General features: G+C 63.9%; 21 protein-coding genes. 19 read left to right on the top strand and 2 right to left on the bottom strand.

Annotation, left to right across the window (positions count from 1 at the left end; all coding sequences use genetic code 11):
• The first annotated feature begins 5 nt into the window (after positions 1 to 5).
• The 5 genes from argH (at position 6) to CWS72_RS23695 (ending at position 6,002) form a co-directional block, all read left to right on the top strand.
• A complete protein-coding gene (gene argH, locus CWS72_RS23715; protein WP_420824083.1) occupies positions 6 to 1,430 on the top strand; it encodes an argininosuccinate lyase in 1,425 nt (474 codons plus the stop codon).
• A gap of 18 nt (positions 1,431 to 1,448) precedes the next feature.
• A complete protein-coding gene (locus CWS72_RS23710) occupies positions 1,449 to 1,895 on the top strand; it encodes a hypothetical protein (RefSeq protein ID WP_101253133.1) in 447 nt (148 codons plus the stop codon).
• Positions 1,892 to 3,151 carry a diaminopimelate decarboxylase gene (gene lysA / locus CWS72_RS23705; protein ID WP_101253132.1) on the top strand — a complete coding sequence of 420 codons (1,260 nt, stop codon included), beginning with the start codon at positions 1,892 to 1,894 and terminating at the stop codon, positions 3,149 to 3,151. Before CWS72_RS23710 ends, lysA begins: the two co-directional genes overlap by 4 nt.
• Before the next feature lie 24 nt (positions 3,152 to 3,175).
• On the top strand, positions 3,176 to 5,671 hold the full coding sequence (locus CWS72_RS23700; protein ID WP_101253131.1) for a TIGR02302 family protein: 2,496 nt from the start codon (positions 3,176 to 3,178) through the stop codon (positions 5,669 to 5,671).
• A 70-nt stretch (positions 5,672 to 5,741) separates the two neighbouring features.
• A complete protein-coding gene (locus tag CWS72_RS23695; RefSeq protein ID WP_101253130.1) occupies positions 5,742 to 6,002 on the top strand; it encodes a hypothetical protein in 261 nt (86 codons plus the stop codon).
• A gap of 270 nt (positions 6,003 to 6,272) precedes the next feature.
• Here CWS72_RS23695 and CWS72_RS23690 read toward each other — a convergent pair whose 3' ends face one another.
• Positions 6,273 to 7,331: a DUF3426 domain-containing protein gene (locus CWS72_RS23690; protein WP_101253129.1), complete on the bottom strand. Its 1,059-nt coding sequence runs from the start codon at positions 7,329 to 7,331 to the stop codon at positions 6,273 to 6,275.
• 241 nt (positions 7,332 to 7,572) lie between these two features.
• On the opposite strand from CWS72_RS23690, the gene ftsE reads away from it, so the two are divergent.
• From ftsE to CWS72_RS23655, 7 genes are all read left to right on the top strand, one after another.
• Positions 7,573 to 8,259 (top strand): cell division ATP-binding protein FtsE, encoded by a 687-nt coding sequence (ftsE, locus tag CWS72_RS23685; protein WP_101253128.1) that lies wholly within the window; start codon positions 7,573 to 7,575, stop codon positions 8,257 to 8,259.
• Positions 8,260 to 8,272: 13 nt separating this feature from the next.
• The gene (locus CWS72_RS23680) at positions 8,273 to 9,169 is read left to right on the top strand and encodes a cell division protein FtsX (protein ID WP_101253127.1); all 897 of its coding nucleotides are present in this window, start codon (positions 8,273 to 8,275) and stop codon (positions 9,167 to 9,169) included.
• Positions 9,170 to 9,202: 33 nt separating this feature from the next.
• Entirely contained in the window at positions 9,203 to 9,823 is a 621-nt protein-coding gene (locus tag CWS72_RS23675; protein ID WP_241911870.1) for a YdcF family protein, read from the top strand.
• Complete coding sequence (locus tag CWS72_RS23670; protein WP_241911869.1) at positions 9,820 to 10,611, top strand: lysophospholipid acyltransferase family protein; 792 nt, start codon at positions 9,820 to 9,822, stop codon at positions 10,609 to 10,611. The genes CWS72_RS23675 and CWS72_RS23670 overlap by 4 nt, the downstream gene beginning before the upstream one ends.
• A gap of 229 nt (positions 10,612 to 10,840) precedes the next feature.
• On the top strand, positions 10,841 to 13,153 hold the full coding sequence (locus tag CWS72_RS23665; protein ID WP_101253126.1) for an adenosylcobalamin-dependent ribonucleoside-diphosphate reductase: 2,313 nt from the start codon (positions 10,841 to 10,843) through the stop codon (positions 13,151 to 13,153).
• A gap of 157 nt (positions 13,154 to 13,310) precedes the next feature.
• Positions 13,311 to 13,886, top strand: a complete 576-nt coding sequence (locus CWS72_RS23660; RefSeq protein WP_199175944.1) for a TetR/AcrR family transcriptional regulator — start codon at positions 13,311 to 13,313, stop codon at positions 13,884 to 13,886.
• 142 nt (positions 13,887 to 14,028) lie between these two features.
• Positions 14,029 to 14,691 (top strand): DUF3313 domain-containing protein, encoded by a 663-nt coding sequence (locus CWS72_RS23655; protein WP_101253125.1) that lies wholly within the window; start codon positions 14,029 to 14,031, stop codon positions 14,689 to 14,691.
• A gap of 112 nt (positions 14,692 to 14,803) precedes the next feature.
• On the opposite strand, the gene CWS72_RS28500 is transcribed toward CWS72_RS23655, so the two are convergent.
• On the bottom strand, positions 14,804 to 17,542 hold the full coding sequence (locus tag CWS72_RS28500) for an autotransporter outer membrane beta-barrel domain-containing protein (RefSeq protein ID WP_146002850.1): 2,739 nt from the start codon (positions 17,540 to 17,542) through the stop codon (positions 14,804 to 14,806).
• 658 nt (positions 17,543 to 18,200) lie between these two features.
• Here CWS72_RS28500 and CWS72_RS23645 point away from each other — a divergent pair.
• From CWS72_RS23645 to CWS72_RS23620, 7 genes are all read left to right on the top strand, one after another.
• Positions 18,201 to 18,923: a response regulator transcription factor gene (locus CWS72_RS23645; RefSeq protein WP_101253123.1), complete on the top strand. Its 723-nt coding sequence runs from the start codon at positions 18,201 to 18,203 to the stop codon at positions 18,921 to 18,923.
• A gap of 68 nt (positions 18,924 to 18,991) precedes the next feature.
• The gene (locus CWS72_RS23640; RefSeq protein ID WP_101253122.1) at positions 18,992 to 20,296 is read left to right on the top strand and encodes a sensor histidine kinase; all 1,305 of its coding nucleotides are present in this window, start codon (positions 18,992 to 18,994) and stop codon (positions 20,294 to 20,296) included.
• 76 nt (positions 20,297 to 20,372) lie between these two features.
• Positions 20,373 to 20,684, top strand: coding sequence for a hypothetical protein (locus CWS72_RS27950; RefSeq protein ID WP_101253121.1), 312 nt, complete (start codon positions 20,373 to 20,375; stop codon positions 20,682 to 20,684).
• Between the two features lie 199 nt (positions 20,685 to 20,883).
• Positions 20,884 to 21,126, top strand: coding sequence for a hypothetical protein (locus tag CWS72_RS27945; RefSeq protein WP_158240799.1), 243 nt, complete (start codon positions 20,884 to 20,886; stop codon positions 21,124 to 21,126).
• A 4-nt stretch (positions 21,127 to 21,130) separates the two neighbouring features.
• On the top strand, positions 21,131 to 21,802 hold the full coding sequence (locus CWS72_RS23630; RefSeq protein ID WP_158240798.1) for a thermostable hemolysin: 672 nt from the start codon (positions 21,131 to 21,133) through the stop codon (positions 21,800 to 21,802).
• Entirely contained in the window at positions 21,792 to 22,589 is a 798-nt protein-coding gene (locus CWS72_RS23625) for an SDR family NAD(P)-dependent oxidoreductase (protein WP_101253160.1), read from the top strand. The genes CWS72_RS23630 and CWS72_RS23625 overlap by 11 nt, the downstream gene beginning before the upstream one ends.
• A gap of 140 nt (positions 22,590 to 22,729) precedes the next feature.
• Entirely contained in the window at positions 22,730 to 23,068 is a 339-nt protein-coding gene (locus CWS72_RS23620; protein WP_101253119.1) for a DUF1491 family protein, read from the top strand.
• The last annotated feature ends 257 nt before the right edge of the window (positions 23,069 to 23,325 follow it).

Raw genomic sequence — 23,325 nt, 5'->3', positions numbered from 1 at the left:
TCCTAATATCCCAGCAAGAGCCAAGCATGACCAAAGTACCAGACCAAACCGGCGCCAGCACCATCTGGGGCGGACGTTTCGCCGGCGGCCCGTCCGCCGTCATGCAGCGGATCAACGCCTCCATCGATTTCGATAAACGGCTTTACGCCCAGGACATCCGCGGGTCCAAGGCCCATTGCGCGATGCTGGTGAAGGTCGGCGTGCTGTCCGACGCTGATGGACAAGCCATTCTGCGGGGCCTGGACCAGATCCTTCAGGAAATCGAAAGCGGCCGCTTCACTTTTAGCACCGCGCTCGAAGATATCCATATGAATGTGGAATCCCGCCTCGCCGAATTGATCGGCGAGGCCGCGGGCCGGCTGCACACCGCCCGCTCGCGCAACGACCAGGTGGCCACCGATTTCCGCCTGTGGGTCAGGGACGCCGTCGACGGCATGGAAGACGCGCTGGGCCGGCTGCAGGCGGCGCTGATCGACAAGGCCGAACAGCATGCCGGCACGGTGATGCCGGGCTTCACCCATCTGCAGGCGGCCCAGCCGGTCACCTTCGGCCATCATCTGCTGGCTTATGTCGAAATGTTCGGCCGCGACCGGAGCCGCCTCAAGGACGCCAGGGTCCGCATGAACGAATGCCCGCTGGGCGCCGCCGCCCTGGCCGGGACGTCCTTTCCCATCGATCGCCACATGACGGCGGCCGAGCTGGCATTCGACCGGCCCTGCGCCAATTCTCTGGACGCCGTCTCGGACCGCGATTTCGCCATGGAATTCCTCGCCGCGGCGGCCATCTGCGCGGTCCATTTGTCGCGCCTGGCCGAGGAGCTGGTGCTGTGGACCACCGCGCAGTTCCGTTTCGTCAGCCTGTCCGACGGATTCACCACGGGCTCGTCGATCATGCCGCAGAAGCGCAATCCCGACGCCGCCGAACTGGTCCGTGCCAAGGCCGGCCGCGTCATCGGAGATCTCAACGCGCTGCTCATCGTCATGAAGGGGCTGCCGCTCACCTATAGCAAGGACATGCAGGACGACAAGGAACCGGTGTTCGAAGCCGCCGACACCTTGGAATTGTCGCTGGCCGCGATGACCGGAATGATCACCGATCTTTCCGTCAACACGCCGCGCATGAAAGAATCCGCCGGCGCCGGCTACACCACCGCCACCGACATTGCCGATTGGCTGGTCAGGGCCGCCAATGTTCCCTTCCGTCAGGCCCATCACATCACGGGGCAGATCGTCCGCCTTGCCGAAACCCGCGGGATCGGCCTCGAACAATTGTCCTTACCCGATCTGCAATCCGTCGACGGGCGCATCACGGCCGACGTTTTCTCGGTTCTCGGCGTCGAGGCGTCCGCGGCCAGCCGCACCAGCTTCGGCGGCACGGCGCCGGTCAATGTCGCCGCCGCCGTTCAGGCGGCCCGGCGGCGTTTTCTTTAAGGCGGGGAGTAGATCATCATGCATCGCCCATTGGCCGTGGCCCTCGCCGCGATTGTCCTGCTGTCCCTGTCGGGATGCGGCAAGGCGGGCCGCCCTCAGCAGCCCCCCGGCTCGGAATATCCGCGCACCTATCCCGATCCGAGCACGTCGCCGACCAGCCTGCAGAGGAAAGACGGACGGACGCAGCCCTCCGATGGGAGCCAGCAGGATCAGAGCGCCCGCTTCACCTCGGGCGGCAGCTATATCGATCCTTCGGCACAGGTGCCCTCCACGCCTCAGATCCTGCTCAATTCCAATCTGCCCAACACCACGAGCCGCACCACCAGTACCGATCCGTTCAGCCAGGGCATCAACAACAGCGGCCAATCCGCACTGCAGCCGCAGCAGACGACGCCGAGCAGCGACGAGCAGGAAGAAACGGCACCGGCACCGGCCAGCGACATGGAAGAGGGAACCGCGCAATGAATCACTTCCATTACCGCAACGGCGTGCTGCATGCCGAGGATGTTTCCCTCGCCCGTCTGGCAGAAGAGGTCGGAACGCCGTTTTATTGCTATTCGACCGCGACGTTGGAGCGCCATTTCCGGGTTCTGCAAGAGGCCGTGGCGGATCTGAATGCGACCATCTGTTTCGCCATCAAAGCCAATTCCAACATCGCGGTGATCCGCACCCTGGCGGCCCTGGGCGCCGGCGCCGACGTCGTTTCGGAAGGCGAGCTGCGGCGCGCCCTGACGGCGGGCGTTCCGCCGGAACGCATCGTCTTTTCCGGGGTCGGCAAGACGCGCCGCGAGCTTGAGCTGGCCGTCGACAGCGGCATCCTGCAGATCAATGTGGAATCCGAACCGGAACTCGAGGAACTGAACGACGTCGCCCTGTCCCGGGGACGAAGGGCCGTCATCGGCCTGCGCGTCAACCCCGACGTCGACGCCAACACCCACGCCAAGATCACCACAGGGCGCAAGGAAAACAAGTTCGGCATCGAATGGACCCGCGCCCCGGAAGTCCTGCGACGGGCCCGCGGCCTTCCCGGCATCGAACTGGCCTCGATCGCCGCCCACATCGGGTCCCAGTTGACCGACCTGCAGCCCTTCCGCGACGCCTTCCGGCGGCTGCGCGATCTGGTCCTCATGCTGAAGGCCGAGGGCGCCGCCCCCGCCCGTCTCGATTTGGGCGGCGGCCTGGGGGTTCCCTACGACGATCAACCGACGCCGTCGCCGGTCGACTATGCCGCGGCCATCCGCGACAACCTGGGCGATCTGGGATGCCGTCTGATCCTGGAGCCGGGTCGCATGCTGGTCGGCAACGCCGGCATCCTGGTCAGCCGGGTCATCTATGTGAAGGAAGGGGCGACGCGCAGCTTCGTCATTTGCGACGCGGCGATGAACGATCTGATCCGCCCGGCGATGTACGACGCCTTTCACAAGATCCTGCCGGTGACCGAGGCCACCCCGGACGCGGTCTTGCGGCCGGTCGACGTGGTCGGCCCGATTTGCGAGAGCGGCGACACCTTCGCCAAGCAGCGCGCCCTGCCGCCGCTCGCCAAGGATGACCTGATCGCCTTCGCCACGGCCGGAGCTTACGGCTCGGCCATGTCCTCGACTTACAACTCGCGCCCGCTGGCGCCCGAGGTGCTGGTCAAGGCGGATCGCTTTGCGGTGGTCCGCGCACGCCCCACATATGAGGAGATGCTGGCCCTGGAATCCTCCCCCCCCTGGCTTTAGGGAGGGTTCCGGTCCGGCGACGGCATGGGAGGCACGGTGGCCGAACAGCGGACGATCGATCAGACGGAAGAAGGCGAGCCCCTCGACGAAGGGGCGGCCATCCGTTTGCGGAGACGGCTTCGTCTGGCCCGCCTGATCGTCTGGTGGGAGCGGGCCTGGCGGTTGGGTTGGCCGCTGCCGGCACTGCTGGCCACCTTTGCCGCGACGGCCTTGTTCGATGTGCTGCCGCTGCTCCCCGGCTGGTTGCATGCCGCCATACTGGTCCTTTTCCTCCTGGCCGTCCTCGCCGCCCTTTGGCGGCTGCGACGGCTGTCCTGGCCCGGTCTGTCCGAGGCCCGGCAACGGCTGGAACAAGACAGCGGATTCTCCCACCGGCCCTTGCAGGGGCTGGCCGATACCCTTGCCGCCGGTGTTCGGGATCCCGTTTCCCGGATTTTATGGCAGACCGAAAAACGGCGCCTGTCCGCATTGCTCGACCGGCTGACACTGAAGCATCCGGCCCCTGATCTCGCCCGTCACGATCCGCTCGGATTACGTTTCGCCTCCCTGTTGCTGCTGGCCATCGCCCTGGCCGGCGGATGGCACGACTGGCCAACCCGGATCAGCCGTGCCCTGCATCCCGACGTCAGCCGGTTGATGGGCCCGGGGCCGCTTCTCCAGGTTTGGCTGACCCCCCCCGCCTATACCGGCAGGCCGCCGATCCTGCTGGATGGCCCCAGCCGTCAGCCCGTCGTTCTGCCTGCGGAATCACATCTTCTGGCCGTTTTGCAGGGGGGCAAGGGTAAGGCGCAATTATTCCTCGACGGCCGGGCGCAGGCCTTTCAATCGCTGGATGGCGGCAGTCAGCGCCTGGAAACCGGTATCGCCCACGGCGGAACCTTGCAAATCAGGCAAGGCCGCCGCCTGATCGGGACCTGGACCGTCAGCCTCGTCGGGATCGAACCGCCGACGATCGCTTTCGCCTCGCCGCCGGAGACTGATCGGCAGGGACGTCTGCGTCTCGATGTGGAGGGGCGGGATGCCTATGGCATCGCCAAGGCCTGGGCCACCATCCGGCGAGTCGACACGCCGTCCGCCGCGCCCCTGACGCTCGATCTGCCGTTGGGCGCCGCCCACCCCACCGACCTGAGGCAGGCCGCCTGGCATGACCTGACCGGCCATCCCTGGGCGGGACTGCCGGTCACCATCGAGCCCGTCGCGGAAAATGTCGCCGGACGAAAGGCATCGGGGGAAGCGGTGGCGACCACGCTGCCCGAACGCGGCTTCAATAATCCGGTGGCCCGGGCCATCGTCGCCGAACGACGAAAATTGATCGCCGATCCCGAACGGCGGAAAGAGGTGGCCGCGACGCTCGCCGGTATCGCGTCCAGTCCGGAAAGCTTCGGAAAGGACCTGATCGTCTATCTGACTCTCTCGACGGCGATTTCGCGCCTCGCGCACGACCCGACCTCGGAGGCGGCCTCCTCGGTCGCCGATATTCTCTGGCAGGTGGCTCTTCGCATCGAGGAAGGCGACAAGCCCGCCGCGCAACAAGCTCTCGACGAGGCGGCGCGCGCCCTGGAGAAGGCGCTGGCGGAAGGGGCTCCGCAAGCCGAGATCGAGCGGCTGATGAATGAGCTGCAGACCGCCATGGCCCGTTATTTCGACGCCCTCGCCGAGCAGGCGGCGCGCCAGGGCATGCCCCTGCTCCCCGATGATCCCGACCAGCCCAGCATTTCGCCCGAGGAACTGGCCGGCATGATGGAACAGATGCGGGATCTGTCACGGACGGGCTCCGCGGACGCGGCGCGCCAAATGTTGAGCGAGTTGCGTCAGATGCTCGACGGACTGGGATCAGCCATGGAAGGCGGCGCCACCAGCCGGGAAAGCCGCGAAGCGCAGCGGGCCTTGAAGGAATTGCAGGATCTGACCCTTCAACAGCGGCGGCTGCTCGATGACACCTTCCGCCGCGCCCAGCAGAATCCCGACGCCGCCGGACCGGCAACCTCCGGAACGCGACGCCGGGGCGAGCAGAACCAACGGCAGGGAGACAAGCCGCAGAACGCCGGCCCATCGCAAGCCGAAGCCGGACGCCAGGACGCACTGCGCAAACGCCTCGATAAACTCATGCAATCGCTTGAAGGACTGGGCGCCAAGGCCCCCGATGCCCTGGGACAGGCGGGACAGGCCATGGACGACTCGACCCTGTCGCTACGCCGCGACGAGCTTCAGGACTCGGTGGACGCCCAATCGGAAGCCTTGGCCCGCCTTCAGGAGGGAAGCCGCGCCGCCGCTCAATCGCTGGCCAAGCAGTTGGGCGCGGGGCTTGTCCGCCAGGGCCAGGGATCGGGCCGGGATCCGCTCGGCCGGCCGCTGCAGGGCCGGGGCGACGGCGAAGACCATAGCGTCAAGATTCCCGAACAGGCGGCGACCCAGAAAGCCCGCGACGTGCTGGACGAATTGCGACGGCGGGCCGGACAGGCGGAACGCCCCGCCGTCGAACGCGATTATCTGCAACGGCTGTTAAAGCAGTTCTTCTAACCGAGCTGTCGTTTCCACCCCAAGCCCTATATGTTTGCCAGAACGCATGTTGGCCAGGAGTACTGTTCCAATGAGCCGGTTCTGGCTTGTTCTATTTCCCTTCGTAATCTGGTCCTGCGCTGCGTATACCGCATGGCGCATATATGAAATGGTCGCGATAGGCGGTTATGCGAACTGGACGGATATAGTGAAGCTGCTTGCGGCTCTGGTTACGGCCATCGTGGCCCAAGGTCAGGCTCAGCGCAGATACGACGAACGGCAGCAGGCCAAACGGGCTCTACGCGAATGGGCCGAAGAAGATGAATTGAAATCGGGAAAGAGTGATGTCTAAGAGGCGAAAAACGCCCTAAGTCCTGTCGTCATTTACCGCTCTTCCGGTATTTTGGTTTCGCGATTCAATTAAAAGACGTCATGCCCGTGCTTGACACGGGCATCCACGTGCCCGCTTCAAATGACGTCGGCAGATCTATGCAATCATGGATTGCCGGATCAAGTCCGGCAATGACGGTTTGTGGGGCACCAGCACGATACCCGGACAGGCTCTAGGGCCGCCATGTGACGGGATTCGCAGCTCATCTCCTCCCTTTGGAAGTGCCGCCTATCACTTGGCGGGAGAGCGGGCCGGGCGGGCGGTACCGGCGGGCGGTACCGGCGCGGGCGGCGCCGCTGTCGGAGTCTGGGCTGGCGCCGGTGCCGGAGCGGCCGCCGGCGGAGCCGCCACGGGCGCGGGCGCGGGGGCCGAAACCGACGCCGGCGGCGGCGCGGCGGGGGCATCCTTGGCGGGCGGCTTGGCGGCGGTGAAGGTCACCTCGAAACGGGTGGCATTGGCGTCCGGCTGATCGAGCGTGATACGGAAACCGACGGTTCCGTGGGCATCCAGCGTCGTTTGCGGCGGACTGATGATCTTTTCCTGCAGCAGGGTCTGATTGTTGTAGAGCGCCAGGCGCAGAAGCGGCACCTCATGCGGCTGCTCGGTCGTGTTGGCGATGACGCCACGGACGATCAGAACCTCGTTGGCGTCCTGAACCAGCCGCTCGGAATTATAGTTGCGGAAGGTCAGCCCGGCGCCGACCACCTCGTTGCGCAGCCCCAATTGGTCGTAATAGCGCGCCGCCTCCGGCCAACGATCGATCACCTTGTCCTGAAGAAAATAAAGGCCGGCGCCGGCGCTTCCGGTCAAGAGCACGACCAGCAGAAGCCACAATCCCGCGGCCCCTTTGCGACGAACGGCGGGCTTGGGCGGCGGCGAAGCGAAAACGTCGGGAATGGGTTCCGGCGCCGAGGCCATCATCAATTCGGAAATCTTGGCGAAGGGATCTTCTTCCTCGCTTTCCGCCTCGGCTTTATCCTTGGTCTCGTCGGACTCTTCGGCCAGAAGCGCCCCGAAGTCGGGGACGGCATCGTCCTCGACTTCGGCCAGCGCCACGCCATCCCCGGCAGCGTCGTCGATGAACATATGTTCGGCCAACGTTTCCCGGGACCGCGTCGAATCGGACGCGGCCGGCGGCATCTCAAGGGGAATTTCGCCGGCCTCGGCGGACGGGGGGTCCTGATGCCATTTATGCGAACAGCGCGCGCAACGAACGGTCCGCCCCGTCGTGCCCAAGGCCGATTCGGAGACGGAAAAATGGGTGTCGCAATTGGGGCAGGTGACGATCATCGGCCGGGCGAACCGCTTAGTTGGGCTGACTTTGGCGCTTCCCCTCTGACCGGAACACCAGAATCAGGACATTATTCAATCACTTATGGATCGACCCCCAGGACATCGGAGAAATGCGCGCCCCGGATCGAACCACATAGAATATTGTTCTTTATAGGCGGCCACCTGTTACAACACAAGCGCGCGCTGGACGAAGCGACGCCTCCATGTAATCTTTCAAGCGTCCGGGAAGGGAAAAAGCGTGCGACATCCGACGGCAGACAGGGCCAATGTGGTTCAGTTCGACAACGTCGCCGTGCGTTATGGATACGGTCCGGAAATTCTTCAGGACGTCAGTTTTTCCTTGCCGGCGGGCTCGTTCCACTTCCTGACGGGGTCATCTGGTGCGGGAAAGTCATCGCTTCTGCGCCTGATGTATCTCGCCCAACGCCAATCGCGGGGGCGCATCGTTCTTTTCGGCCGCGACATCGCCACCTCAAGACGCTACGAACTGCCGGCGCTCCGCCGCCGGGTCGGCGTGGTGTTTCAGGACTTCCGCCTTCTCGACCATCTGTCGGCGATGGACAATGTGGCTCTGCCGCTCCGGGTGGCCGGCGCCAGCGAGAACGACATCCGCAAATTCGTTCCCGATTTGCTGACCTGGGTCGGCCTCGCCGATCATTTGCACGCCAAGCCGCCGACGCTCTCGGGCGGGCAGAAACAGCGGGTCGCCATCGCCCGGGCGGTCATCGGACGTCCCGACCTGTTGCTCGCCGACGAGCCGACGGGCAATGTCGATGATCACATCGCCATGCGGCTGATGTATCTGTTCGAGGAATTGAATAAGCTGGGAACCACCGTGATGGTCGCCACCCACAACGAAAACCTGGTTTCCCGACTTCCCTATCCGCAGCTTCATCTGGAAAATGGCCAGATGCGGAGGGGATAAAGAGATTTAAAGCATGTTTTCCCGACATTCCGACCTGCCCCTCGAAAAAGACGCCACCAGCCGCTTTTTGCCCTGGCTGGTCGCCCCCATGGTTTTCCTGTGCGCCGTGGCTCTGGCCGGGGTGTTCATCCTGAGCGGCCTGATCGGCCGGTGGGACAGGGACGTGTCGGGAACCCTGACGGTGGAAATCGCCGCCGCCTCCGGAGACGCCAGGGAATCGGCGGAACGGACACGTGAAAGAGTGGATCAGGCCGTCGCCCTGCTGAACGGCTTTCCGGGCGTCGCGAACGCCCGCGCCCTGACCCAGGACCAGCTGGTCGCGCTGCTGGCCCCCTGGCTCGGCAATAGCGAGCTGTTGAGGGAACTCCCCTTGCCGGCATTGATCGACGTCACCACGCGCGCCGAATCCCCCCCCGATCTGATCGCCCTGACGGCCAAACTCGCCCAAACGGTCGAGGGGGCGTCTTTGGACGACCACCGCGTCTGGCTGTCCAGGCTGATCCGCCTCAGCCGCAGCATCGAGTGGCTGGCCATCGCCATCGTCATGCTGATCGGGGGCGTCACGTCGGCCACGGTCTTCTACGCCACGCGAACCGGCATGGCCATTCATCAGGAAGTCATCGAGGTGCTGCATCTGATCGGCGCCCCGGACGATTACATCGCTCGCCAATTCGCCGATCGCGCCTTCGTCCTGGCGCTGAAGGGCGGCGTCGTTGGACTGGCGCTGACCGTGCCGGTTCTGATGCTCATCGGCATGACCGCCAGACGACTGGAAGGGGGCTTCCTGGCGGAACTGTCCTTGCCTATTTTAGGCTGGCTTTCGGTTCTGGTCCTGCCCGCCGTCGCCGCTCTTCTGGCGATGCTGACGGCGCGGATGGCCGTCCACCGAACCCTGGCTCGTCTGCTGTAGGCCTCAAATATCCCCCCGCGGATCGTTTTCAATATGTCGACCGGCCCCGCCCCACACTCCATCCTCCGCTTCATGTTCCGCTGGATCCCCCCGGTTCTGGCCGCAGGCTGGCTGGCGGGATTTTTCTGGTACGCCGCCGACGTGCCCGATCTGGTGGCCGACGCCACCACGCCGACCGACGCCATCGTCGTGCTGACCGGCGGCTCCGAGAGGCTCGACGCCGGCCTCAACCTGCTGCGCCAAAAGATGGCCGGGAAACTGTTCGTTTCGGGCGTCTATCGCGGCATCGACGTCAATGAGTTGCTGCGACTGTCGCGGCAGAAACCCGAAGAGCTGGAATGCTGCATCGTCCTCGGCCATACAGCCGACAATACCGCCGGGAACGCCATCGAAACGGCGGCTTGGATGCGGGCCGAAGGCTATCGTTCGCTGCGGCTGGTCACCGCCAATTATCACATGCGCCGCAGCCTGGCGGAATTCCACCACGCCATGCCGGACGTCAAAATCATTCCCCATCCCGTCTTTCCCGATAAGGTCAAACATGAGCAGTGGTGGCTGTGGCCCGGCACCGCCCATCTCATCGCGACCGAATACACGAAATATCTCGCCGCGCAGTTACGACACTGGGCGGAACTTCAGGAGGATGCCCCGTGACCGCCATCCGCTCCCTGGCCTATCAGTTGGTCTTCCTGCCATGGACGCTGGGCCTCTCGGTTCTCTATCTGCCCTTGCTGGCCTTCGCCTCGCGGCGTTTCATGCAGCATTGCGCCGCCTTCTGGCTGGAGGGATGCCTGTTTCTTCAGCGCCGTTTCCTGGGGCTGACCTTCGAGATCAAAGGAGCCGAAAACCTGCCTGATGGGCCGGCGATCATCGCCGCGAAACATCAATCGGCCTGGGACACCATGGTCTTCCACCACCTGCTGGCCGATCCGGCCTATATCCTGAAGAGGGAACTGTTGTTTCTGCCCTTCATCGGCTGGTACCTGCAAAAGACCGGACAGGTGGCCATCGACCGCAAGGCGGGGATCAAAGCGCTCAAGCTGATGGTCGAGGGGGCTCGCCAGGCCCTTGCCGAAAGGCGCCAGATCGTCATTTTCCCGGAAGGCCACCGGCAGCCGTCGGGGACGGCCGGCGATTACCATTCGGGGGTCGCCATGCTTTATGGCGCGCTCGACGCCCCCCTGATTCCCGTCGCCCTCAATTCCGGTCTGTTCTGGGGACGCAACGCCTTCCTTCGCCGTTCCGGCGTCATCACGCTGGAAATCCTGCCGGCCTTGCCCGCCGGCCTCGACCGCAAGACGGTCATGCACATGTTGCAACAACGCGTCGAAACCGCCACCAGCGCCCTGGAGGACGGCGCATTGCGCCGTTTTCCCCATCTGAACCGCCCGAAAACCATGGGACCGGTCGCCGCACCCGCTGTGGATAAATCTGTGGACTGAATAAAACGGCATGCGCGCACCCCTTCTGAATCCAGGGGATAAACGCCTTGCGGCGAATGATATCAAGGCCTTGCCGCACTGCCGCATGTGGAAACAAAATGAGAACGGAAATCCTTGACGGAACCTCGGGGCGCTCCTAGAGTCCTGACTCTCGGCATTGAAAAATCTCGTTTTTCACACACACTCATAGTTGAACCGTGGACTTGGCGTTCCCGGTGGAGAATGGGTCATGACGCAAATGGCGTCCATTTCGCAGCAGATCTGGGACATGAAATATCGGCTGAAAGGGCCGACGGGCGACGCTGTGGACAAGACCATCGAGGATAGCTGGCGCCGGGTCGCCCATGCCCTGGCCGCCGCCGAACCGCGCAACCGGACGGATTGGGAAGAAACCTTCTTCGAAGCGATGAACGACTTCCGTTTCCTGCCGGCCGGCCGCATCCTGTCGGGCGCCGGTACCGGCCGCAAGGTCACCATGTTCAACTGCTTCGTCATGGGTGACATCCCCGACGACATGGCCGGCATTTTCGAGCATTTGAAACAAGCCGCCGTCACCATGCAGCAAGGCGGCGGCATCGGTTACGACTTTTCGACGCTGCGCCCGAAAGGCGCCCTGGTGAAAGGCGTCGGCGCCGATGCCTCCGGCCCGTTGTCCTTCATGGACGTATGGGACGCCATGTGCCGGACCATCATGAGCGCGGGGTCCCGGCGCGGCGCCATGATGGCGACGATGCGCTGCGACCATCCCGACATCGAGGCCTTCGTCGACGCCAAACGCGAAGCCGGGCGGCTGCGCATGTTCAATCTCTCGGTGCTGATCAGCGACGCCTTCATGGCGGCGGTCAAAAGCGGCGACGCCTGGGAACTGAAGTTCGACGGCGTCATCTACAAGAGCCTGCCGGCCCGCGATCTGTGGAACGCCATCATGCGGGCCACCTACAGTTATGCCGAACCAGGGGTCATTTTCATCGACCGCATCAACCGGCTGAACAACCTGCATTATTGCGAAACCATCCACGCGACCAATCCCTGCGGCGAGCAGCCGTTGCCGCCCTACGGCGTCTGTCTTCTGGGATCCGTCAATCTGGCCCGGCTGGTGATCAGCCCCTTCGAGGAGGAGGCCAGGCTGGATGAAGCGCAACTGGCCCGCCTGGTGCGCGTCGCCGTCCGCATGATGGACAACGTCATCGACAGCTCCAACTATCCGCTGCCGGAACACCGGAACGAGGCCTTCTCGAAACGCCGGCTGGGACTGGGCGTGACCGGTCTGGCCGACGCCCTGATCATGTGCCGGGCCCGCTACGGTGGCCGCGAGGCCGCCCGACTGACCGAACACTGGCTCGCCCTGTTGCGCCGCGAGGCTTATCTGGCGTCCTGCGAGTTGGCCGAGGAAAAAGGCCCCTTCCCGCTTTACGAGGCGGAGGCCTACCTCGCCGGTGAAAACGTCCAGAGCCTGGACCCCGACGTCGTGCAGGCCATTCGGACCCACGGCATCCGCAACGCCCTCCTGACCTCGATCGCGCCGACGGGAACCATTTCACTGTTCGCCGACAACGTCTCCTCGGGCCTCGAACCCGTCTTCAGCTATGCCTATACGCGCAACATGCTGATGCCCGACGGCAGCCGGCGCGAGGAGGAGGTCAGCGACTACGCGGTCCGGCTTTACCGGCGGCTGCATGGCGAGACGGCGGACCTGCCCGATTATTTCGTCAATGCGCAAAGCCTGACGCCATCCGAGCATGTGGTCATGCAGGCGGCGGCGCAAAAATTCATCGACAGTTCCATTTCGAAGACCATCAATGTCCCGGAAGCCATCGGCTTCGACGAATTCAAGGACGTCTATCTCCAGGCCTATGAACTGGGCTGCAAAGGCTGCACGACTTACCGGCCCAACGACGTCACCGGCGCCGTGCTCGCGATCAAGAAACCCGAGGACGGCGCGGCCCTGCAATCCGAGCTGCCGCTTGAGCCGCTTCGCGCACGGGCCGAGGATCCCTACGAGGCGGGCGCCATCGTCCATCTGACCCAGCCGCTCAATCGGCCGGAAGAACTGCCCGGGGCGACCTACAAGGTAAAATGGCCGGACAGCGACCATGCCATGTACATCACCTTGAACGACATCGTGCAGGACGGCCGGCGTCGCCCCTTCGAAGTCTTCATCAATTCGAAGAACATGGATCATTTCGCCTGGACGGTCGCCCTGACGCGGATGATTTCGGCCGTTTTCCGCCGTGGTGGCGATGTTTCCTTCGTCGTCGAGGAATTGAAGGCGGTCTTCGACCCGCGCGGCGGACAATGGATGGGCGGCCGTTACGTCCCATCGCTGCTGGCCGCCATCGGCGAGGTCATCGAGCGGCATATGATCAGCATCGGCTTCCTGCCCGACCATGCCGGCGGCCATCATGGCGCGGGAACGGGTAAAAAGGTGGTCAACATGGGCAACGCGCCGCTTCGCCAATGCCCGAAATGCGGCCAATCCACCCTGATCCGCCAGGAGGGCTGCGATAGCTGCACCAACTGCGGCCATTCCAAGTGTTCGTAGCGGCCCCTTCACAATGAAGGGGCACAGTCCAAGCGGCGTTCACCCGCCCTTTTACCTCTCCCATCAAAAAACAGACTAACCATGTTGTTTTTAGGGTATATCAGGTGTGCAACGTCTTGCATCTGAGTGAACCCACCTTGGTCCGTTGAGAGACATCATGGAAAACGCCGTCCGTTCGGAACGCACCCGTCAGGCCGCCATCCAGGCGGCGCTCGCCATCATTGCCCGGGATGGCCCAGGGCGGCTGACGCTTGACGCCATTGCGCGGGAAAGCGGCATCAGCAAGGGCGGGCTGATGCATCAGTTCCGGACGAAGCAGGCCGTATTGAAGGCGCTGCTCGAACATCAGATCGAACATTTCGAAAAGTTCTCCCAGGATTATTTGGCCAGCACGGACCCCCGGCAGCCCGAGGCCCATCTGTCGGCTCAAATCGAGACATTGCGCGAAGCCGTCAGCGAACCGCATTCCGTCGCCTTTGCCATTGTCGCCGCCTTGGCCGAAGAGCCGGACCTGCTTTCCATCATCCGCGATATCGACGTCCAGAAGATCGCCAACATCAAGGCCGAAGCGGCCGACCCGGAACTGGCAATGCTGCGCTGGGCGGCGGCCAGAGGACTGGTCTTGTCGAGTGTGTTCGGACTTTGCCCATTTTCCGCGGAAGAGCGGGAGCGCTTGTTCGCGCGCCTGCTCGACGCGCGGCAGTGGGACGCTTTCGCCAAGGCCAACCGGTAGCTCTCTCCTCCTCCCCCATCCGGGTGTATGCCGCCCCACATAAAAACCGACTGGACGGTTTTTATTCTCGCTGCTAGAGTGACTCATTCGTTGGATGTGAGGCAATCACGTGCGGCGGAACATCCACGGCATGGAGAGTCAAATGTTGAAATCAATCGTCAAGCGGCGTGTCGCCGTGCTCGTCGCCTGCGTGCTGCTGGCCGGTTGCGGAAGCGCCGACCCCGTTGCCTATCGCGGTATCGCATCCTCTGCCCAGTTGCAGCCCAATCCGCACGACGACTCCGGGCGAGTTCCCTTCCGCTATTCAACCCAGGTGAATTGGCGAACCTATACGAAGATCATCGTCGATCCGGTCACGGTCTACCGGGGACCGGACCACCAGTTCGACGATATGTCCGAGGCGGACAAGACCACCCTGGCCGATTACATGCGCTCACAGTTCTCCGAAAAACTGGCGACGCGCTTCCAGGTCACGAACGATCCGGGCCCCGATACGCTGCGCCTCAAGCTGACGCTGACGGGCGCCGTGGCAACCACGCAGGTTGTCGGCACCTTCACGCATCTCGACCTCGCCGGTAATCTATACAACGGTGTGCAGGCCGTTCGGGGGCGGGAAGGCATGGTGGCCGGATCCGTCGTTTATGCCGTGGAGATCTACGACAGCGCTTCCTCCCGACTGCTCAGCGCTTACGTGAGCAAACAATATCCGGGCGCGATGAATATCGGCGCCAGCTTCGGGTCGCTGGCGGCGGCAAAGACCGGACTTGAAAAAGGGGCCGAGGCATTGACCGAACAATTCAAATAACCACCCTCCGGGATGGCACCCCCGTCGCGGAACGGGGGGCTCGTCCCGCTTGAGGAGGACCAGCCGGCCTCCTTCCCGTCCGACGGGCCCGACGGCTCGGCCCCACGCGGGATCAGAACGCCCAGATCAGTTTGACCGCGCCGGTCTGACTCCAATAATTGGGGCGAATCTCGCCTTCGTATTCGGCGCGCAGGGAAAGCTCGTCACTGCGCTCCAGGGTCGCCGCGAGGTTGATCCGTGCACCGTCGGCCGAGGGCCGGGCAATGGTGCTGGTGAAGGCCTCGCCGCCGATCAGGCCGGAGGCCGCGATCGGTCCCTGCGTATAGTCATGCACCCAGGCAAGGCGCAGTTCGGGTTTGACCAGGCCCCAGCCGGTATCCATGCTCCACGCCACCTTGCCGCCGAAATCCTGGGTCAGCGACTGCACCCCGCGGCGATTGACGCTCAGGTCGGCGTTTCCCGCGCCGGATTCGCCATAGGCGTCGCTGACGACGCGCAGGAAGCGCAGCCCGGCCAGCGGCGTGACGGTGACGTTGCCCGCCGGCAGGTCATAGCCGACGCCAAGCTTGGCGAGATAGAACTCGCCGCCATAATCGGCGCGCGCGGCGGCACCGAGAAAGCCAACCGCGCGCTTTTGATTGAAGCGGCTGTAGCCGAGACCGGCCTGTCCATCGACGAAGGCCTGCTCCCAGCGCTGCAAGCCGTAGGCGGTGAGCTGATAATTATCGGAGCGCACCGAGCTTCCGGACGAACCGTCGAGCCCCGTGCTCCAGCCCCTGAGCCAACTCAGCGCCGCCCCGGCCATGAGGTCGCGCGTCACCTGGCGGTCGAGACCGAACGCCAGTCCGACCCCATGCGAGCGATAGCCGTCGGCGCCAGCCGTGGTCTCGCGCTGGGACTGGTTGCCCAGCACCCGGCCCCACAGCGCGCCCTCGCGCCCGCCGGACCCCCCCGCCACGCCGACACCGCCGTCTCCCGACAGGGCCAGTTCATGCTGTTCGATCGCCGAGGTGACCGGCGCCACCGCCAGATTCGCCACCTGGAGGGCCGGCGCCATTTGCGTCGGGGCGAGTTGCTTGACCGCGGCGGCCTGGGACGCCGCCGGCAGCGCATCGAGGATCGGCAAAACCGTGTTCTGGAAGGCCGTGGCCGCCGGGCCGCTTGCCGCCGAGATGGCGTCGAGCGCCTGCCCCATGCCGGTCGCGGCACCGCCGGCCGCCGCGCCGAGCGGCCCGTAATGGCTGCCGACCAGCGTCACCACGAGATCGTTGCCGGATTCGCTGATGCGGGCGCTCAAGCCGCTGGTGCCGCTGACCGTGGCGGTATCACCACTATAGCTGCCGGTCGCGCCGGAACGCACGATGGTAAAGCTCTCGCCCGCGGCAAGCCCGCTTCCGGAAATGGTGACGGTCGAATTGGCGACGGTGGCATTGCCGCTGACCGTCAGATAGCCATAAGAACTGCCACGGCTGGTGGTGACGATCACCAACCCGCCGCCGCTCTGGCTATAGGTGCCGGTGATGGTCACCGGGTTCACGATCTGGAAGGTGACGCCGCTATTGCCGACGGTGTGGGTGCCGACATTGATGCTGTCGTTGAGCAGCAGATTGCCGGAGGAGAACAACAGGTCGGCAGAGGTGCTGGTGATCGTTCCCACCGTGCCGGGACTAGAAAGCGAGGGCGAGCCGGCATTATAGCCGGTCAGCAGGCCATAGGTCCCGCCGCTGCCGCCGGCGATGGTCAGCGGATTGGAGGAACTGTTCTGGATATTGCCGGCGACCACCCCGCTGTTGGAAAGCGGCCCAAGGCTGCCGGAGGTGCTGATGGCGAAATTGGCGCCGCTGATGGTGCCGGCATTGGTGACGGTGCCGAGGCTGCCTGAGTTCAAAATTCCGGTACTGTCGCCGTGGATGGTACCGCCGGCGGCGTTGTCGAGGACGCGGAAGGTGGCCCCGCTTGTATTGAGAATGCCCCACTTGACGTCGGTGATAAGGCCTTGGTTGCTCAGCGTGCCGACGCTCCCCGAGTTGCCGAGCCCGGTGGTGACGCCGCCACGGATGGTCCCGCTGTTGGTGAGCATGCCGATACTGCCGCCGACACCATTGTTGATACCGAGCCCGCTGTGGCTGGCGCTGATGGTACCGGTGTTGATAAGCGTGGCGATGGTGCCGACGTTGTAGAGCCCGGAGAGACCTCCGCTGATGATAGCGCTGTTGACCAGCGTGCCGATGCTGCCGCCGGAGTAATTTGCAACCGCGTAGCCACCGCTGCTGCTAATGGTCCCGCTGTTGGTCAGAACGGCGATGCTGCCGTCATTGCGGACGGCGTCTCTTGTTCCGCTGCTGATAGTACCGCTGTTGACGAGCGTCCCGATGATGCCGGCACTGGCGTTGCCGATGCCGAAGTAGGCGACGGCGGCGATGGTGCCGCTGTTGGTCAGGGTGGCGATGCTGCCGCGGTTGGCGAGCCCGGTGTTGCCGCCGCTGATGGTGGCACTGTTGGTCAGGATGGTGATCGTGCCAAGGTTGTCGATCCCGCCGAGAGTGCCGATGATGGTGCCGCTGTTGATCAGGGCGGCGATGGCGCCGGTATTGTAAACTCCGGTGCGGCTACCACTGATGCTACCGCCGCCGCCAATGGTCAGCGTGCCGAGGGAGCCGCTGCCGTTGATCGGCCTGGTCCCGGTGATGATGCCGCCGTTGGTGACGGTGAAATTGCCCGACGTCCAGCTTTGAGCGCCCGTCGCCTGCGAGATGGTGGTGTCGGCCAGAACGGGATGGGAGTACGCCATGCCCACCGCCAACGCCAGCAGCGACGTGCCGGCGAGAAAAACCTTTCCTGTCGTCCCCATGCTTCCCCCCTGATCGCCCGGCCCCTTCATGCGGACGTCCACCCGCCCCGAATCAACCGCCGCATTTCCCCAAGAAATTGACAACGGGCGCCCCCGGCGCCTTTTTGCCCTTATCCGGCGTCCTTGCACGTCGTATGCACGTTCGCGAAAGCTACCCGAGAGTCCTGATGCTCGCAAGATTAAGAATTGTTCTAACGATAATCCAGGCGAGCACACGACGATTGATTGTTTTTATTTTATTTTACAATCAGTTGGCGTGACGAGATCCGCCAAGCGCCGATGGGGGACGTCAAGACGGACGGTTGCCACCGACAATTTCATCCGCCGCCTCACCACCAATAGCCGTCATCCCCGGCCTTGAGCCGGAAAGCAGTGTGCCGAGCACGGCCATGCCGCTCATGTTACCAAAATCGAAACGTGAGTTCGAAGCCCCGGGGCCTTTTTCGATGACCTTGAGTCCGGGGCGGCATCTCATGTAGCCTGAAGACGTCCATGCCGATCAGATCGTCCCGCCTCCATCTCGTCGCGCCTTGAAAGCCTCGGCCATCGTCATGTTTCACCGCCTTATGGTCCTCCCGGAAATTCCCTCGGGCTCGTCCCTCCCCCACTCCCATCCGTCCGAAGCCTTTTCGCGGCTCGGACTTGTCCGTCGGTTCCGATGACTCCGCTCCCCCGCCTGCTGCTGGTCGACGACGATGTCGAACTGGTCGAAATGATGCGCGAATATCTCGAACCCGAAGGGTTCCTGATTAACGCCGCCCATGACGGCGCCTCGTTCTGGACGGCGGCCCCCGGCGACGCCGACCTGATCATCCTCGACGTCATGCTGCCCGGTCGTTCCGGGTTCGAGCTGCTCAAGGAACTCCGCAAGCTGTCGAACGTCCCCGTCATCATGCTGACGGCCAAGGACGACGACGTCGACCGGGTCGTCGGGCTGGAAATCGGTGCCGACGACTATGTTTCCAAACCCTTCAATCCGCGCGTCCTGATGGCTCGGGTCCGCGCGGTGCTGCGCCGCGCCTCCTCGGACGCCAAACAGTCCGAGACCGCCGACTCCACAGCCAGGCTGACCGCGGGCGACGTCGCCCTCGATCACGCCTCCCGGGAGGCCTTCTGCGCGGGACGACGGCTCGATTTGACCACGGCCGAGTTCAATCTTCTGGAAATCTTCCTGCGCAACGCGGGGGAAGTGATCAGCCGCGACGACCTTTCCCAGGCCGCCTTCGGACGACAGAACGGCGTCAAGGTCGACCGCAACGTCGATACGCTGGTCAGCAAGCTGCGGCGCAAGCTCGACCCCGACGACGACATCGAGTGCCGCATCAAGACGGTGCGCAACGCCGGCTATATCTATGTCCCGGGCAACGGCAAAACACCGTGACCGCCGGCGGGCCCCCGGTGGAGGGAGCAGCCCCGACGAGACGCCATTTCCGGGCGGGAGCGTGAGACATGCGGATTAAGACGCTCTTCGGCAAGATCCTGCTGTGGTCGGTGTCGGTGCAGTTGGTGACCGTCGGCACCATTCTGGCCCTGGTGACGTTCTATCTGCCGGAATCGCAGCAGGCCGTGGACAACGCGTTCTCGCTTTACGCCGATACGGCGGTCACCCTGTTCGAACGCTTCGGGCCGGAAGCCCTCGACAAATTCCTGGCGCGTACCGGTGCCAATACCTTGCTGCAACTCAAACTCTCGGCGACCAATCCGGGCATGGAATGCGGCCCCCAGTCGCCAAGCTCCACCAGCATCCTCACACGGGGCCAGTCGGGCACTTACTGCCTGACCGTCCAGGCCGGAACCGGCGCATTGCCCGACAGTCCGGAAAGCCGGAGATCCCGCCTGCAACTCACCATCCTGCTGGAGCTGGTGAGTTGCACGGGACTGAGCTACGTCATCGCGCGTTATCTATCCCGCCCCATATCCGACCTGCGCCAAGCGGCCACGCGCCTGGCCAAAGGCGACCTGACGGCACGCGTCGGCGGAAAATTTTCCGGCCGTCATGACGAGGCGGCAGATCTCGTGCGCGAATTCGACCAGATGGCGGACCGGGTCGCCACCTTGATCGAGGCCCAGCGCCGTTTGATCGCCGACGTCTCCCACGAAATAAAGTCGCCGATGGCCCGGCTGAACATGGCCCTGGGCCTGGCCCGGCGCGACGCCGAGGACCATTCTCCGCGGCAATTCGAACGGATGCAGCGCGAAATCGACAATATTTCCCATCTCATCCGCGAATTGCTGACCCTCGCCAGTCTGGACGCCATGCCCGTCAAAACACTTGACGAGCCGACCGACCTGGGCACGGTGATCGCCGACGTCCTTGCCGATATCGCTTATGAATCCCCCGAACGGGCCCCCGACCTGATCCTCAGGCCGCTGGACCGCGACATCGTCATCCCCGGAGATAAGGCCCTGCTGAGGCGGGCGATCGAAAATGTCCTGCGCAATGCCGTATTCTATACGAGCCAGGGGGCGTCCATCGAGATCAGTTGCGACAGGTCGCCGGCCGATCGGGTCAGCGTCTCGATCCGGGACCAGGGTCCCGGGGTTCCCGATCAGGCGCTGCCCCATCTGTTCGACCCGTTCTACCGGGTGGATGACGCCCGCGCCCGCCAGACCGGAGGAACCGGCATCGGCCTGGCCATCTGCCGGCGCGCGGTGGAACTGCATCACGGCACCATCCAGGCCAGGAACATCGATCCGCATGGGCTGGAAGTTGTGATCGATTTGCCACAGGGGGCGGCAAATGCGGCGCTCTGACGCAACTCCACACAACTCCACGATCGCCTGGGCTAAGGTTGTTCCTTAGAGGTCCTCTGAGGATAACGGGAGCGAAATGACGTTCAGGTCGGCCGGCATTGTTGGATTGGTTTTCGCGACGATGCTCGCCTGTGGTCAGGCCCGGGCGTTTCCGGGGGATTCCGATAATAACGGGGCGTCCGGCGGAGGACGCCAGGTACGCCCGGCCGAACGTCCACCCGCCGATTACCAATATTCCGGCAACGGATTCAACTTCTCGATGAGCCGGAATGTGACACAGCCGAACGGGTCCCAACCCGCTCAGGATGCCGACGCGGAGCAACCCCAGCCGTCACGGCAGCGGCCCGGATTCTTCCAGAGACTCTTCCGCGGTATTTTCGGCGACTAAGCCCGAGCGGCGTTTGAGCCCGCCTTAAGCGGAGCGCAGGCGTCATATGGAATCTGGAGGGTTGGGAGCGATAATTTCGCGACAAGCCCTGACGGATCTCGCCCGTCACAAATATCCGCACCACTGCAATCATCTCCACACAACTCCATGAGGCGGCCGGGTAGCGTGATGGCCTCTGGAACTGCCGTGGACGCTTTTCATGCCCGCCCCTCGTTCTGTCCTTGTCCGCTCCCTGTCGATCCTGGCGTTCAACCTGCTGCCCGGTCTCGCCCTGAGGGCTCCGCTACCTGAGGTCCCGGATGGACGGGGGCGGATCGATCACGGCGGCAAACGCCGGATCGGCCGATCGAAAAACCGCGCATACGGAGATCCGGGTCACGCCTCGACCAATCCGCCTCATCACGACGTGCCATCAAACATTTCCCGCCTCCAGGAGGAATAAAGTCATGTTCGAGATCATCGATCCTGGACATCGGATGCGGCCGATGGTGGAAACCTGCATCCGCACCGCCTTCCTGCGTGATTACGATGCGCGGTTGGGCCCCCTTCCCCGGTGCCTGGTCGCCGACACCGATGGCGTCAGGGTGACCTGCGCCGCATCAGTGCGTTTCGCCAGAGACGGCTTCTTTTCCGAACGCTACCTCGACCAACCGGTCGAGGCCCTGATTGCCTGCCATACCGGAGGCTCTCCCGACCGCAGAGCCATTGCCGAAGTGGGCAGCCTGGCGGCCAATCAACCGGGCAAGGCCGAGAGCCTGATCCGCGACATCGGGGAATTCCTGCGCAGCCGCGGGATCCGCTGGGGGTTCTTCACCGCCACGGCGCGCCTGCGGTTGTTTCTGGGCCGCGCCGGCATCTCGATGACCGAACTCGCCATGGCCGATCCGGCGCGGATCGAGGCCGCCGAAATGTGGGGAAATTACTACCGGCAATTCCCCAAGGTGATGCTGGTCGACGACGCCCGGCTCGCCCTGGCCGTGTCCTCAGCCATCACGTTCGAAAAAGGCCGGGCGGTTCCGACGGGATGGGGATCGACAAAAATCGCCAATCCCGACCCCCGCCATCTCTCCCCCTCCGGCGGTGGGCGGCGGGCCGCCGGGATCAACCATGCCGCTTGACGACACCGTCGCCTTGATCACCGGCGCCGGCTCCGGAATCGGTCGGGCACTGGCGCGGGAATTGGCCAGGAACGGCGCGCATGTCCTGTTGGTCGGCCGACAGGCCGCCGCCTTGGAGGAAACCCTGGCGTTGCTCGCCCCCCCCGCTTATGCGACCGTCCTGGTCTGCGATGTCACCGATCCGGCTTCCATCGCCGATCTGGTCGACGCCGTCGGCTCCTTCCGGCGCCTCGACCTGTTGATCAACAACGCCGGAATCATGGTATCTGGACCTGCCTCCACCGAGGATGCCGCCGCTCGCCGGCAGATGATCGAAACCAATCTGCTGGGCCCCATGGAATTGACCCAGGCCCTGCTACCGCTGCTGCGGGCCGCCGCTCCGGCGCGCATCGTCAACATCGGCGCCATGTTCGGCGATATCGCCTTTCCCTATTTCTGTACCTATTCCGCCACGAAATTCGGCTTGCGCGGCTGGTCCGAAGCGCTGAGGCGGGAATTGGCGCCGTCCCGGATAGCGGTGACTTATGCAGCCCCAGGCACCACCCGCACTCCGGCCATGGAGGAATTTTCCGCCATTGCCGATGGCCTTGGAATAACACTCGACTCGCCCGAGAAAACGGCTGGCCTGATCGTCGACGGCATTTTACGGGGCGCCCGCGACATCTATCCGCGTGGACTGGAACGCCTGTTCATTCCCTTACAGCGGCTGATGCCGGGGCTCCTCGATCGGATCCTGATCCGTCAGATGGCCAAGGCGCAGGTCGGATCACCGGCCGAGACGATATGACCGCCGCCGCCGGATGCGTTGACAGCTCCCCGGACGAAGCTTAGGCTTCGGCACTTAATCATTGAATTATAAATGTTTATTGAGGATTTCATGCTGCGATCCGATGGATGCGGAACTCCCCGAAGGACTTGTCATCACTGATGGCCGAAGACCGTCTCAAGGCCAAACTGTGGATTCAAGCGGCGATCCGGACGTGTGTGGCGCAAGGAATCATGGCGACCGTCGTCCGCAAGGGCGACGAGGATGCCGGGGCCATTCTGATCAAGCAGAATCTGGGCAACGGCGCATTCAGGGTTCTGAGCCAAGTCCGCGCCATGGACGGCAGTCCGGCCTGGTTGCAAGCCACCGGCCCGGAACCGGTCGACGAAGCGAAGGCCGACGCCTATATGGCCCGCCAGATCGACCGCGACTGGGATCTGTGGATCATCGAGATCGAGGAACGGAGCGGTCGCTTGCCCTTCGAGGCGGTCGTCATTTAATACGGGCGAGATCCATTACCATTCACGCACGATTTCCTCTTCTAGAAGCGGCCATTGAGGCCGCGGCCAAGCACGCGGATGCGTGCGCTAAGGCCAAGGGCTTGAAAACGAGTGAGAGCGTGATGCAGATTTAAGGCATCACGCTCTAGGGCGTGTCGTCAATTACCGATGCCGCGCCCCATTTTCCCGTAAGACGAGTCCTGCGCACAAGATGACGGCGTAAAAAGATTCTACCAAAGGCAGAAGCAATGTGATTC

Origin of the sequence: Telmatospirillum siberiense (assembly GCF_002845745.1) — a bacterium.
GTDB lineage: Bacteria > Pseudomonadota > Alphaproteobacteria > Rhodospirillales > Magnetospirillaceae > Telmatospirillum > Telmatospirillum siberiense.
This window is presented reverse-complemented; position numbering and strand designations above follow the sequence as displayed.